Raw genomic sequence first — 13,128 nt, forward strand, 5'->3', positions numbered from 1 at the left:
GTGCATCCGAATTCGCTTATTGACGGATAAGCGCGCTGACCGCAGAAAGCATGCGCTCGATATCCTGCGGCCGCGAAAGCCGGTGGTCGCCGTCGCGCACGAAGGTCAGCACTACGTCGTCGGACGGCAGATGCTCGATCAGCTTCATGGCATGTGCATAGGGCACGTCCGGATCTTTCATGCCCTGCAGGATATGAACCGGGCATCCCGTCTGGATCATTCCGGTCAGCACTCTGTTGGCGCGGCCGTCCTCGATCAGGGCCCGGGTATAGATATTGGGCTCGGGGCTGTATTCCGACTTTTCTTCGAAATAGCCGCGCTCTTCCAGAGAGGCGCGTTCCTTCTTGGTCAGATGCGGCTCGATCAGATCCGAAGTGAAATCCGGCGCGGGCGCGATCAGCACCATGCCCTCGAGCTTCGGTCCATCGGCGATCTTGCCCAGTTCCTGGGCCAGACGCAGCGCGATCCACCCTCCCATCGACGATCCGACGGCAATGACGCGCTTCGGATTGACATGCATGAGAACCGCGAGCGTCTCCTCAAGCCAGCGCGAGATCGTCCCGTCGGTAAACTTGCCGCCGGAAAGCCCGTGGCCCGAATAATCGAGACGGAGGCAGGCAAGACCCGTTTGCGCCGCCAGCCTGTCGAGCTCTACGGCCTTGGTGCCGCTCATGTCCGAGCGATATCCCGAAAGCCAGAGCAGCACAGGGGCGTCCGGTCCAGCATTCGCCTGACGCAGAATGAAGGCGATCTGGCGGGCGTCGTCACCCTCTCCGGCGGTGATAAACTTCGGCTGACGGGCGATGGATGTCTCGGACACGGCTGAACTCCTGTTGTTCCTGCCTATAAAACAGATTCTTGACAGGCTGACAGCGGGTGATTTTTCCGCTAAAGCGTGCTACTGACTCCGTTGCAGCGATAACGAGACCCCGTTTGTGCCCCCGTGGGAGTACGAGCTGCAGCATTCAACAACTCGAGGAGAGTACGACCATTCGCAGACCTTTTAAAACCGACGCGCCCGTTAAGGAAGGGCCGCGTTCGAACCGGGAAATTCGCATACCCCGTGTTCAGCTGATTGACGCAGAGGGACAGAACCTGGGCATCGTTGCCACCGATCAGGCGTTGAAAATGGCTGAGGAAGCCGGTCTCGACCTGGTGGAAATTTCCCCCAATGCCGAGCCGCCTGTGTGCAAGATTCTCGATCTGGGCAAGCTGAAATATGCGAACCAGAAGAAGGCTGCCGAAGCGCGCAAGAAGCAGAAGATCGTCGAAGTCAAAGAAATCAAGATGCGTCCGAACATCGACACGCATGACTATGACGTGAAGATGAAGGCGATGGGCCGCTTCTTCGAAGAAGGCGACAAGGTAAAGGTAACGCTGAAGTTCCGTGGCCGTGAAATGGCTCACCAGGAACTGGGCATGAAGCTGCTTCAGCAGGTCAAGGCCGACACGACCGAATATGCAAAGGTCGAAGCCGAGCCGAAGCTTGAAGGCCGACAGATGATGATGGTGCTCGCGCCCAAGTGAGCGCGGTCCATAAAGATGCATCGAAGCCGTCCGCAAGGGCGGCTTTTGTGTTTTCTGGGGCCTTTCTGACAGTCTGCTGACAGAGCCGCTCAGCGGCCTGTCAGCCAGGAGATGTCATGCTCCTTCCATCGAAACACGGATGGAAAGGAAACGACCATGGCCCCCCGTCTTCAAAGGATCATGCTGGCCTCGGCCGCCGCGCTTGCGCTGGCCGCTGCTCTACCCGCCCTTCAGCCTTCGGGATATTCCCTCTTTTCCTCGGCTGCCTATGCCCGTGGCGGTCATGACGGCGGCAGCGGCAGTTCGGGCCGCGGCGGCAGCGACGATGCCTCCGGCGACGATCACGGCGGCGGCCACGACAGTGGCAGCAACAGTGGCCGCGGCCGGAGTGGCGGCAACTCCAGCGATGACGACAATGGCGGCGATCGCCATGGCGGCCGGACGGTTGCTGCGGGGGCGGATGATAGCGGACGCCGCGGCCGCGAGAATGACCGCACCGATCGTCCCCGCGTTCCGCTCTCGGTTTCTGCTGCAAGTCTTCAAGGCCTCCTCAACGGTTCGCTTATCGCCGTCGATCAGCTGGGCCGCAGGCTGGAAGTCGAGGTCGAATTGGAACACGGCGTCCAGACCGTCGAGGTGAAGCCGCACCGCTCCGATGCCGTCCGTAACCCCGGCCCAATCACCAATGTTTCCATCAGGCCTGCGGCAGCGCCGTAATCGCCTGGTTCTTCCGCCCGCCCCGGAAGATCGATGCTCCGCCGTTTGCCGGCGGAGCATCTGCCGTTTCAAGCCCGCTTTTCTGTGCCTCTTGTGCGGGTGCATGTAAGCGTTCAGTTTATCAGCCGTATATGAGGTCCGGATCAGGCATGTCTTTCACCCGCAGATCGACCGCTCTCCTGCTGTCAGCCGCCATCGTTGCGGCCGCACTGTCTGCGTCTCCGGCGGCGGCAAAAGATGGCGGCGGCAGTAGTGGCAGTTCCGGCAGCAGCGGTTCGAGCGGCTCCGGCTCATCCGGTTCAGGCTCGAACTCGGGATCGGGAGGCTCCGGCCACGATGGCGGAGACGATCATGGCGGCCATGGCGGCGGTGATGACGACGGCGGAGGCGATGATCACGGTGGCCGCGAAACCAGCAGCGGCAGCGGCTCCGGTCGCGCCGATTACGACCGCGCACGCGATGCCGTGCGCGAAGGCCGCATCCTGCCGCTGAAATCGCTGCTGCAGAAGATCGATTCCCGCCGTTACGGCCGGGTGATCGACGTCAGTCTCAGCCGCTCGCTGTTCAGTGATGTCTATCAGCTCAAGCTTCGGGATGGAAAAGGCACCATACGCACGCTGCGCGTCGATGCCCGCAGCGGCGAAGTGATCGGGGACAAGTGACCGATGAAGATCCTACTGGCTGAAGACGACGCCAATATATCGGTGCACCTTGCCGAGACGTTGGGACGCGAAGGCTATCTCGTCGAAACCTTGAACTCCGGTCCCGAAATTTGGGAGCAGGGCGAAACCGGTGATTACGCTGCCATCGTCCTCGATCTCGGTCTTCCCGGCATGGATGGCCTGTCGATCCTCAAGCGCTGGCGGGCCAATGGTCTCGAAACGCCGGTCCTTGTGCTGACGGCCCGCGGCTCCTGGATGGAACGCGTCGATGGTTTCGACGCCGGGGCCGACGACTATCTGCCGAAGCCCTTCCGCAGCGAGGAATTGCTGGCACGCCTTCGCGCTCTGCTTCGCCGATCAGGCAGGATGCAGCAGCGGGTGAAATCGGCCGACCGCTTCACGCTGGATGAACAGGCCCGCCGTGTGACCTTCGATGGCCGTGAACTTGATCTGAGCCCTCTCGAATACCGGATGATCTCCGTGTTCATCGATCGTCCGGGCGCCGTGCTGACGCCAGCGGAACTTGCGAGCCAGGTCCAGGGCCGCGATGACGACGCCGCCAAAAATGCCGTCGAGGCCATGGTGGCGCGATTGCGCAAGAAGACCGATAGCAGCGCGATAGAAACTCGCCGCGGCTTCGGATACGTGCTGCCGGGCAAGACACGATGACGAAGTCATTGCGCTTCCGTCTGGCTGCTGGCGCCCTTGTTGCGATTGCCGTCGCTCTCGCGCTGGTCTGGTTCGTTCTCGGCCATCTGTTCGAAGACTATCTGGCTGACCAGTATGCGAACGAGATGACCGCGGTGTCGGATGCTCTGGGCGCCCGTCTGGCAATCGAAAACGGCGGGCTTTCGCTGATCAGCGAACCGTCCGATCCGCGGTTCCAGACACCGGCCGGCGGACGCTATTGGCAGATAACGCCCGACGACCCCACTCAGCCGCCGCTCCGCTCGCGATCATTCTGGGACGAGGAACTGACCAGGGATAGCCTTTCCAGGGATCTCTACTGTGGGTTTCACGAGGCCGAAGGGCCGGATGGGGCGACGATCCTGGTCACCGTGAAGGCGATGTCTGTAGGTGAGGGTGATGCGCGCAAACACTTTACGATCTATACGGCCTTCTCCAAAGACGAGATGGAAAGCGCGCTGTCGAATTATCATAGGCCGCTGCAGCTCATGCTGGCCGCAACCGGCCTGCTTCTGCTTGCCGCCGCTTTTCTGCAGGGGCTGATCGGCCTGAAGCCGCTAGTGCGCCTGCGCAACGAGGTGGCGAATATCCGCGCCGGACGCAGCGCCCATATCGGTGCCGAAGGACCGAGCGAGGTCCGCCCGCTGGTCAACGAGATCAATCTTCTGCTGGCGGAGCGCGAAACCGCCGTGGAACGGGCACGATCGCGGGCCAGCGATCTGGCGCACGGATTGAAGAGTCCGCTGACGGTTCTGTCCCATCTCGTCGAAAGCCTGCCGGATAACAAGCGCGATACCGCCCTGCAGCAGATCGAACTCGTGCGCCAGCGGGCCGACCGGCAATTGCAGGCCGCGAGGATGGGTGTCGAACGCATGGCGACGACATCGCTTCTCGGCATATCGGGCAAGCTGGTCAGTGTTCTCTCACCGGTCACCGACGGCAAGGGCGTTGGCTGGAAAGTCGATATCGATCCGGCGCTGACCATCGAAGCCGATCCCGCCGATGTCGCTGAGGCCATGGGCAACATTCTCGACAATGCGGTGCGCTTTGCCTGCTCCCGCATCGACGTCTCGGCGTCGAGGGAAGGCGAGGCCGTTATCCTCCGGGTCGGCGACGATGGCCCTGGCGTGCCTCCCGAAAACTATGCGATGATGTTGAAGCGCGGTGTCAGCGCTGACGATGCGCATGCAGGTTCCGGTCTCGGGCTTGCCATTTCCGGCGACATCGCCGAGGCTTACGGCGGCAGGATTGTCCTTTCGCGCTCGGATCTCGGCGGCCTGGAAGTCACCTTGGCCTTGCCCGCGCCGAAGAATCTGATGCCCGCGGCCTGAGTGCCAAGATTCCGCCGGCCGCCCCGTTGCACTTTCATGACACTGCGGTTATAAGCGCGCGTCCGAACTGACCGGCAGGGCATGCCGTGGCAGTTTCGAATGCTTGCGGGCAGGTTTCGTCACCGGGCCCGCAGATCAACAACAAACGCTCCCGCACCTGGTTGCGACGGCCGGTTTTCCGGACATCGCTCGAGGGTTTCTTTGAAACATGCAGGGAGGACAGAAACGGAGTAGCAAAATGCCCAAGATGAAGACGAAGTCCTCTGCCAAGAAGCGGTTCAAGATCACCGCAACCGGCAAGGTCAAGGCTGCAGCTGCTGGCAAGCGCCATGGCATGATCAAGCGTAGCAACAAGTTCATTCGCGATGCACGTGGCACGATGGTTCTGGCTGAACCCGATGGCCGCAAGGTTGTGAAGAACTATCTGCCGAACGGTCTCTAAGACTCTTCCGCGAACGTTGTAGATTAAGGAGATCATGAAATGGCACGTGTAAAAAGAGGCGTTACCGCCCACGCCAAGCACAAGAAGGTTCTGAAGGCCGCAAAGGGCTTTTACGGCCGCCGCAAGAACACCATCCGTACGGCTAAGGCAGCGGTTGACCGCTCCAAGCAGTACGCTTACCGCGACCGCAAGGTCAACAAGCGCAATTTCCGCGCGCTCTGGATCCAGCGTATCAACGCTGCTGTCCGCGAATTCGGCCTGACCTACGGCCGCTTCATCGACGGCCTGAACAAGGCTGGCATCGAAGTCGACCGTAAGGTTCTCTCCGACATGGCGATCCATGAGCCTGCAGCATTCGGCGCTCTCGTCGATGCTTCCAAGAAGGCCCTTGAGTACCTTAAGGACGCCGGCACGAAGAACGAGTTTGAAGCAGCGGTTAACTAAGCCGGCGCTATCGAACCTCAGTTTCGATGTTTTGAAACCCGCGCTGGCTAGCTGGCGCGGGTTTTTGTTTGCGATTTGAAATGGGGGTCACGGGAACGTGGCGGACGCTATCGACAATCTGAAAGCCGGACGCGGCCTGAGCGAGGAGGACATTCCGGTTCTTCTCACTGCGTTGCTGTCGGGTTCGCACAGGGTCGAGTGTGTGCCGCTGTCGCAGGGGGCCGTCTGGATCAAGCGCTATGGCACGGAGTGCACTTCGCGCTGGGTCGTTCTGCAGCGGATGATCGCCAATCTGGTTGGTGCGCCGTTTCTCCGGCCGTCACCGGCGCTGGATGACGAAGGCATGGCACAACGCGAAATCCGGCGTATCACCATGTTCGCATCCAAGGACGTACCGACCGCGCGCGTTGTCTATTCGTCCGGCAGCGCCGTCGTTTTCAGTGATGTCGGCCTGACTGTCGGACAGCAGCTGCGCGCAATTGCTGGCAGCGATCCGGTAGCCCATGACGATCTGCTCGTCCTCTGCGCTCGCGAGCTCGGCCGGCTTCACGCCAAGGGTCTGTGCCATGGGCGCCCGTTTCCGCGCGACATGTTCGTCAAGGATGGCCGCATCGGCTTCATGGATTTCGAAGAAGAACCTGACACCGTCATGCCGCTGGCTACGGCGCAGGCGCGCGACATATGGCTGCTCTTCCTGCAGATCGCAGGCCGCGCCCGGCTGGGCAGTCAAACCCATGACCGGGCCTATAAAGCGTGGTGCGAGGCAGCACCGGCCGGCGCCATTGACGAACTGCACAAACTCACCGGCTTTCTGGGCGCCTTTTTGTGGTTTGCCCGGTTGATTGGCCGCGTTCACATGGGTAGTGATCTGCGGCAGTTCATCATGGCCACCAGTTACTTGAAACACGCTTCCTGAAGCATATTGACGCCCGCAAGGCAGGAAAAGATGACCGAACTCGAAACTCTGGAAAAGCAACTGCTGGCCGATGTCGCGGCCGCTGCCGACGAGCCTGCGATCGAAGCGGTGCGCGTTGGCGCACTCGGCAAGAAGGGATCCGTTTCCGAACTGCTGAAGACGCTCGGCGCCATGTCGCCGGAAGAGCGCCAGACGCGCGGTGCGGCGATCAATGCGCTGAAGACTGTGGTGACCGATGCCATCAACCTGCGCAAGGCCGATCTGAAGCGCGCGGCCATCGATGCGCGCCTGAAGGCCGAGACCGTCGACGTCAGCCTGCCGGTCCGCTCGTCTCCCGCAGAGCGCGGCCGCATTCATCCGATCAGCCAGATCGTCGATGAGATCACGGCGATCTTCGGCGACATGGGCTTCTCGATCGCCGAAGGCCCCGACGTCGAAACCGATTATTACAATTTCACGGCCCTGAACTTCCCCGAGGGACACCCGGCCCGTGAGATGCACGACACCTTCTTCTTCAATCCGGATGAGAACGGCGAGCGCAAGGTTCTGCGCACGCACACCTCGCCGGTGCAGGTGCGCACGATGGAAGCGCAGAAGCCGCCAATCCGCATCATCATCCCCGGCAAGACCTATCGCCAGGATAGTGACGCGACGCACTCGCCGATGTTCCATCAGGTCGAGGGCCTCGTTGTCGACAAGAAGGCCAACGTCGCCAATATCCGCTGGGTGCTGGAAGAGTTCTGCAAGACCTTCTTCGAAGTCGATAGCGTGACGATGCGCTTCCGCCCGTCCTTCTTCCCGTTCACGGAACCATCCTTCGAGGTCGACATCCAGTGCGACCGCTCCGGCCCGATCGTCAAGTTCGGTGAAGGCACCGACTGGATGGAAATCCTCGGCTGCGGCATGGTTCACCCGAACGTGCTGCGCGCCGGTGGGCTCGATCCGGACGAATATCAGGGCTTTGCCTGGGGCATGGGCCTCGACCGCATCGCCATGCTGAAATACGGCATGCCCGACCTGCGCGACTTCTTTAACGCCGACGTCCGCTGGATGAACCACTATGGCTTCCGCCCGCTCGACATGCCGACGCTGTTCGGCGGCCTGAGCGCGTAAGGGAGGATTGGACCTATGAAATTCACACTCTCCTGGCTCAAGGATCATCTGGAAACGGATGCCTCGCTCGATGAAATTTGCACCCGCCTGACGGAAATCGGCCTCGAGGTCGAGGATGTCGATGATAAGGCTGCGTATAAGCCCTTCGTAATCGCCAAGGTACTGTCGGCTGAAAAGCATCCGGAAGCCGATCGTCTGAAGGTGCTGTCAGTCGATGCCGGCCCTGGCGTCAATGGCGGCAAGCCGTTGCAGGTCGTCTGCGGTGCACCGAATGCCCGCGCCGGCCTCGTCGGCGCGCTGGCGCAACCGGGCGACTATGTGCCCGGGATCGACGTGACGCTTGGCGTCGGCAAGATTCGCGGCGTCGAAAGCCACGGCATGATGTGCTCCGAAAAGGAGCTGAACATGTCGGATAATCACGACGGCATCATCGATCTGCCTGCCGATGCGCCCGTCGGCACGTCTTTCGCCGCCTATGCTCATCTCGACGATCCCATGATCGAGATCAACCTGACGCCGAACCGTCCGGACTGCACCTCGATCTACGGCATCGCCCGCGATCTGGCCGCTTCCGGCCTCGGCACGCTGAAGACCCGTCCTGCGCCGTCCTTCGCCGTCGAAGGCGAGACGCCGGTGAAGGTGACGCTCGATCTCGATGACGAGAAGCTTTGCCCGGGCTTTGGCCTGCGCATCGTGCGCGGCATCAAGAACGGACCGAGCCCCAAGTGGATGCAGCAGCGCCTGCTGGCGATCGGTCTGCGCCCGATTAACGCGCTGGTCGATATCACCAACTACATGACCTTCGACCAGGGCCGCCCGATGCACGTCTTCGACGCCGCCAAGGTCAAGGGCAACCTGACGGTTCGCCGCGCCAAGGATGGCGAAACGGTACTGGCGCTCGATCAGCGCGAATACAGGCTCGGCGCCAACAACGTCGTCATCGCTGACGACAACGGCGTCGAGTCGATCGGCGGCATCATGGGTGGTGAGCACTCCGGCTGTGACGAGAATACCGTCGATGTCCTGATCGAGTCGGCCCTCTGGGATCCGATGAACATCGCAAAGTCGGGCCGCGGCCTCGGCATCATCACCGATGCCCGTTACCGTTTCGAGCGCGGCGTCGATCCGGAATACATGGTCCCGGGCCTCGAGCGCACCACCGAGCTGGTTCTGGAACTTTGCGGCGGCAAGCCTGCCAAGGCTGAGGTTGTCGGCTACAAGGGCTATCAAGCCAAGATTGTCGATTTCCCCTATTCCGAGGTCAAGCGCCTGACCGGCCTCGAGGTCTCGACCGATGAGAGCAATGCGATCCTTGGTCGCCTCGGCTTCAAGGTCTCCGGCTCCGGCGAGCGCGTTTCGGTCGCCGTTCCCTCCTGGCGTCCCGATGTCGATGGCAAGGCCGATCTCGTTGAGGAAGTCATGCGCATCCACGGCGTCGACAATATCAAGCCGGCGCCGCTCGAAAGTCATGCTGCCGTCAACGGCAAGATCCTGACGACGCTGCAGATCCGTACCCGCACCGCCAAGCGCGCGCTTGCTTCGCGCGGCATGCTGGAAGCCGTCACCTGGTCCTTCATTCCGGAAGATCAGGCGAAGCTTTTCGGCGGCGGTTCACCGGCGCTGAAGCTTGCCAACCCGATTGCTGCCGAAATGTCGGATATGCGCCCCTCTTTGCTGCCGGGTCTGCTGACCGCTGCCCAGCGCAACGCCGACAAGGGCTATGGCGACGTCGCGATCTTCGAAGTATCCGGCACCTACGAAAATGACCGGCCGGAAGGCCAGCGCCGCGTTGCTGGTGGCGTCCGCCGCGGAACGGCAACGATGTCCGGGGCCGGCCGCATGTGGTCGAACGCAGCGAAGGGCGGCGGCAAGCCCGTAGACGTCTTCGATGCCAAAGCGGATGCGCTTGCCGTGATCGAAGCCTGCGGTCTGCCGATGGGCAATATCCAGATCGAGCAGGGCGGTCCCGAATGGTATCACCCCGGCCGTTCCGGCACGATCAAGATGGGTCCGAAGGTCGTGCTCGGCTATTTCGGCGAGTTCCACCCCTCGACGCTGGAAGCGCTTGATGTCTCGGGCGCGCTCTGCGGCTTCGAGGTCTATGTCGATGCCATGCCTGAACCGAAGAAGAAGGCGACACGCACCAAGCCGGCGCTCGAGCTTTCGGCCTTCCAGACAGTCAAGCGCGATTTCGCCTTCGTCGTCGACAAGACGGTGGAAGCGGGTGCCATCCTCAAGGCGGCGAGCGGCGTCGACCGCAAGCTGATCACCGGCGTCAACGTCTTCGATATCTTCGAAGGCGCATCGCTTGGTGAGGGCAAGAAGTCTGTGGCCATCGAAGTTCAGATCCAGCCAGTCGAGCGGACGCTGACGGACGAAGATTTCGAAGCACTGACGCAGAAGATCATCGCCAGCGTGACAAAATTCACCGGCGGCGTGCTGCGAAGCTAAGGTTCAGAAAACCAAACGAGAAACCGGCGGAAGCCGGTTTTTCTTTGTCTCTAGTGTTTTTCCGGAAAGAGCGAATGCATCGCTGTCTGGAGAAGCTCCTCCACATAGACCTGCGCCGTATCCGTCGCCTCTTCGGACAGGTTCATTTCCTCACACTTTTTCTCCACCGCCTCGCGGATGAGATAGAGCACGCCTCGACCGATTTTGGCATTCTCGGGATCGGATGTATCAAGCACCATGGCGAGCGATGTCATCGCCACGATTTCCAGCACGAGCATACGGCCTTCGATATCGGACAGATTGCTTGATGTCGCTTTCGCGCTGTCCTTCTTGGCATCCGGCATGATTTGTCCCCCATTTCCGGTCACGCCTTCTAACTAGTGCCGGTCGATGCAAAAAGAAGGCTAGGTTGTGCGAAAGCCGCAATACATTTGGTATTATAAGTTGCGAGCCGTTTTATTCGCCGGATCCGCTGCCTTTATTGATCCGTGACGCGTGCTGAGTTCAGATTTTCTGCCGTTTCGCTTTTCCGGCGCACGCGGTCGCTCGAATTACTTTGCGGGCCAGCGCCGCGCTACCAACCCCGGGATCGCGACCGTTTTGCCGAAACCGGGTGGAAACACGCAGCGAATTCGCCGATGCTCTGCGTGGCAAGAGGAGGGCGTTGATGAAAAAGCCGGGATCGATGAAGTCTTTGGAAGACATGGGTCGTGCGCGCCTGTCGAAGAATTTCTTCTTCCGCGACTTCCTCCATTCCGAGATCGCCGATTTCTATCGCATTCCGAATATTCCCGACGATCCGGAATTGGCGATCGAGGCGGGCAGGCGGCTTTGCGAGGAGCTTCTGGAGCCTCTGCAGGCGACATTCGGCCGCCTTCACATCCGGTCGGGCTACAGGTCGGCCGAGGTGAACGGCTTCGGCAACAGGAACAAGCTGAACTGCTCGTCAAATGCGGCGACGGCAGCCGATCATATCTGGGATATGCGGGATCTCGATGGCTGCATGGGAGCGACAGCCTGTGTTGTGGTCCCTTGGCTTGTCGATAACTACCGCGACGAAGAGGATTGGCAACGGCTTGCCTGGTGGATCCACGACAAGCTTCCCTACGCGGCGCTCTGCTTCTTCCCGAAGCTATGGGCTTTCAACATTCAATGGCACGAGCGTCCGCGGCGGATCATCCAGAGCTACGTGCGCCCGCGAGGTATCCTGACCAAGTCAGGCATGGCCAACTGGGAGGGCGATCATTCCGAATTCTACCAGGGCTTCCCGCCGCTCAGATATTGATACGATACCGGATATGTCCGTCGCTCTCGACATAGCTGTCGTAGAGTGCCCGTGCCCGCGCGTTGCTCTCGCTCGTATGCCAGTAGAGCCGGGACCAGCCGTTCGCCCTGCAGAGATCGACGAGATCGTCGAGCAGGGCACGCCCGATACCTTTGCCGCGGATCGATTGATCGACGAAGAGATCCTCAAGATAGCAGTCCTTGCCATGGATCCAGGTGCCCTCATGCGTCAGCGACAGGCTGAAGCCGGCGACAGCGCCATCTATCTCGGCAACACGCATGAAGATTGCCGACGCCGGATCGAAAACCCGGCGCCAGGTGGAATCGGTGATGCTTTCATCGACGGTGACGTCATAGAATTCGAGATAGTCCTTCCAGAGGTCCCGCCAGCGGCTTTCATCTTCAGGTCTCGCATCCCGGATCGTCACGGTCATTGATTATCTCCTCAGGCGCCTGCCTTGTCGAGCAGCGCCAAAGCTTCGCTGGAAAGCTGCAGCCTCGCGGCCTTTGCCAGGCTTTCGAGCTGCGAAAGGCTGGTAGCACTGGCAATCGGCGCCGTCACGCCTTTCTTGTTCAGCAACCAGGCGAGCGAAATCTCTGCAGGCTTGGCGCCTGTTTCAGCGGCAACCTTGTCGAGCGCGTCGAGGATGCGCATGCCTTTGGCGTCGAGATACTGGGAAACACGCCCCTCGCGCGCCCGGCCCTCCGTATCGGCCTTGGTGCGGTATTTGCCGGAGAGAAAGCCGGCGGCCAGACTGAAATAGGTGATCACGCCGATGTCTTCCTTGACGCAAAGATCGGCAAGCGGTCCCTCGAAGCTTGAGCGCTCGTAGAGATTATATTCAGGCTGCAGCACGTCATAGCGCGGCAGCCCTGCCTTGTCGGCAGCGTCCAGGGATGCCCGCAGCATCGGCGCATCGTAGTTCGAGCAGCCGAAGGAGCGGATCTTGCCCTGCTGCTTCAGCTTGGCATAGGCGGTCAGGCTTTCCTCATGTGGCGTATCGGCATCCGGCCAATGGGAGAGGTAGACGTCAATGTAATCCGTCTGTAGGCGGCGCAGAGAGTCTTCGACCGCTTTGAGGATATATTGCTCCTTCAGCGTCTTGCCCTGGCCCATGTCGGAACCGACCTTGGTGATGATGACAGTCTTGTCGCGCGCCACCTTCCCCTTCTTCAACCAGCGGCCGATGATCTCCTCGGAATCGCCACCCTTGTTGCCCGGAACCCAGGCCGAATAGACGTCTGCGGTGTCGATCGTGTTGAGACCAGCGTCGAAGAAGCCATCGAGAATCTCGAAGGATGTCTTTTCGTCGGCAGTCCAGCCGAAAACGTTGCCGCCGAAAACGATCGGGGAAATTGAAAGACCTGTCTTTCCAAGCCGGCGCATTTCCATGGCGCTCTCCTAAAGTGCTGATTTAAGTGAAAGTGCAGACACGACAGAACGCCGCCGGAGAATAACCTAGTGCAGCCCGGCGCCGAAGGAAACCAAACTTTCGTGATCTGCAGCCGCGCCATTGCCTGCCTGCCGCCCGGTGAATAAGGTGCGCGCAATCA

15 protein-coding genes are annotated in these 13,128 nt (G+C 60.8%); 11 read left to right on the forward strand and 4 right to left on the reverse strand.

Annotation, left to right across the window (positions count from 1 at the left end; translation table 11 throughout):
* Nucleotides 1-16: 16 nt before the first annotated feature.
* Nucleotides 17-820 carry an alpha/beta hydrolase gene (locus tag AC1DNK_RS00840; RefSeq protein WP_477938833.1) on the reverse strand — a complete coding sequence of 268 codons (804 nt, stop codon included), beginning with the start codon at nt 818-820 and terminating at the stop codon, nt 17-19.
* 170 nt (nt 821-990) lie between these two features.
* Between AC1DNK_RS00840 and infC the strand changes: the two genes are divergently transcribed.
* From infC to pheT, 10 genes are all read left to right on the forward strand, one after another.
* Nucleotides 991-1,527 (forward strand): translation initiation factor IF-3, encoded by a 537-nt coding sequence (infC, locus tag AC1DNK_RS00845; RefSeq protein WP_112385381.1) that lies wholly within the window; start codon nt 991-993, stop codon nt 1,525-1,527.
* Between the two features lie 156 nt (nt 1,528-1,683).
* Nucleotides 1,684-2,244: a hypothetical protein gene (locus AC1DNK_RS00850; RefSeq protein WP_477938835.1), complete on the forward strand. Its 561-nt coding sequence runs from the start codon at nt 1,684-1,686 to the stop codon at nt 2,242-2,244.
* A gap of 149 nt (nt 2,245-2,393) precedes the next feature.
* Nucleotides 2,394-2,906, forward strand: a complete 513-nt coding sequence (locus tag AC1DNK_RS00855; protein WP_477938836.1) for a PepSY domain-containing protein — start codon at nt 2,394-2,396, stop codon at nt 2,904-2,906.
* Between the two features lie 3 nt (nt 2,907-2,909).
* The gene (locus AC1DNK_RS00860; RefSeq protein ID WP_477938837.1) at nt 2,910-3,575 is read left to right on the forward strand and encodes a response regulator transcription factor; all 666 of its coding nucleotides are present in this window, start codon (nt 2,910-2,912) and stop codon (nt 3,573-3,575) included.
* The gene (locus tag AC1DNK_RS00865; protein WP_477938838.1) at nt 3,572-4,924 is read left to right on the forward strand and encodes an ATP-binding protein; all 1,353 of its coding nucleotides are present in this window, start codon (nt 3,572-3,574) and stop codon (nt 4,922-4,924) included. The genes AC1DNK_RS00860 and AC1DNK_RS00865 overlap by 4 nt, the downstream gene beginning before the upstream one ends.
* 238 nt (nt 4,925-5,162) lie before the next feature.
* The gene (gene rpmI / locus AC1DNK_RS00870; protein ID WP_007813308.1) at nt 5,163-5,366 is read left to right on the forward strand and encodes a 50S ribosomal protein L35; all 204 of its coding nucleotides are present in this window, start codon (nt 5,163-5,165) and stop codon (nt 5,364-5,366) included.
* Nucleotides 5,367-5,405: 39 nt separating this feature from the next.
* Nucleotides 5,406-5,810 carry a 50S ribosomal protein L20 gene (gene rplT, locus AC1DNK_RS00875; RefSeq protein ID WP_112385144.1) on the forward strand — a complete coding sequence of 135 codons (405 nt, stop codon included), beginning with the start codon at nt 5,406-5,408 and terminating at the stop codon, nt 5,808-5,810.
* Between the two features lie 97 nt (nt 5,811-5,907).
* Entirely contained in the window at nt 5,908-6,726 is an 819-nt protein-coding gene (locus tag AC1DNK_RS00880) for a BUD32 family EKC/KEOPS complex subunit (RefSeq protein ID WP_477938840.1), read from the forward strand.
* Nucleotides 6,727-6,756: 30 nt separating this feature from the next.
* A complete protein-coding gene (gene pheS, locus AC1DNK_RS00885; protein WP_477938842.1) occupies nt 6,757-7,839 on the forward strand; it encodes a phenylalanine--tRNA ligase subunit alpha in 1,083 nt (360 codons plus the stop codon).
* A gap of 15 nt (nt 7,840-7,854) precedes the next feature.
* On the forward strand, nt 7,855-10,290 hold the full coding sequence (pheT, locus tag AC1DNK_RS00890) for a phenylalanine--tRNA ligase subunit beta (protein ID WP_477938843.1): 2,436 nt from the start codon (nt 7,855-7,857) through the stop codon (nt 10,288-10,290).
* A 50-nt stretch (nt 10,291-10,340) separates the two neighbouring features.
* On the opposite strand, the gene AC1DNK_RS00895 is transcribed toward pheT, so the two are convergent.
* Nucleotides 10,341-10,634 (reverse strand): hypothetical protein, encoded by a 294-nt coding sequence (locus AC1DNK_RS00895; protein WP_112538347.1) that lies wholly within the window; start codon nt 10,632-10,634, stop codon nt 10,341-10,343.
* 323 nt (nt 10,635-10,957) lie between these two features.
* Between AC1DNK_RS00895 and AC1DNK_RS00900 the strand changes: the two genes are divergently transcribed.
* On the forward strand, nt 10,958-11,575 hold the full coding sequence (locus AC1DNK_RS00900; protein WP_477938844.1) for a hypothetical protein: 618 nt from the start codon (nt 10,958-10,960) through the stop codon (nt 11,573-11,575).
* Here the strand turns inward: AC1DNK_RS00900 and AC1DNK_RS00905 are convergent.
* Nucleotides 11,565-12,008, reverse strand: coding sequence for a GNAT family N-acetyltransferase (locus AC1DNK_RS00905; RefSeq protein ID WP_112385149.1), 444 nt, complete (start codon nt 12,006-12,008; stop codon nt 11,565-11,567). The genes AC1DNK_RS00900 and AC1DNK_RS00905 overlap by 11 nt on opposite strands.
* A gap of 11 nt (nt 12,009-12,019) precedes the next feature.
* Nucleotides 12,020-12,967: an aldo/keto reductase gene (locus AC1DNK_RS00910; RefSeq protein ID WP_477938845.1), complete on the reverse strand. Its 948-nt coding sequence runs from the start codon at nt 12,965-12,967 to the stop codon at nt 12,020-12,022.
* Nucleotides 12,968-13,128 lie beyond the last annotated feature (161 nt).

Source organism: Rhizobium sp. 01N424 (genome assembly GCF_056399485.1).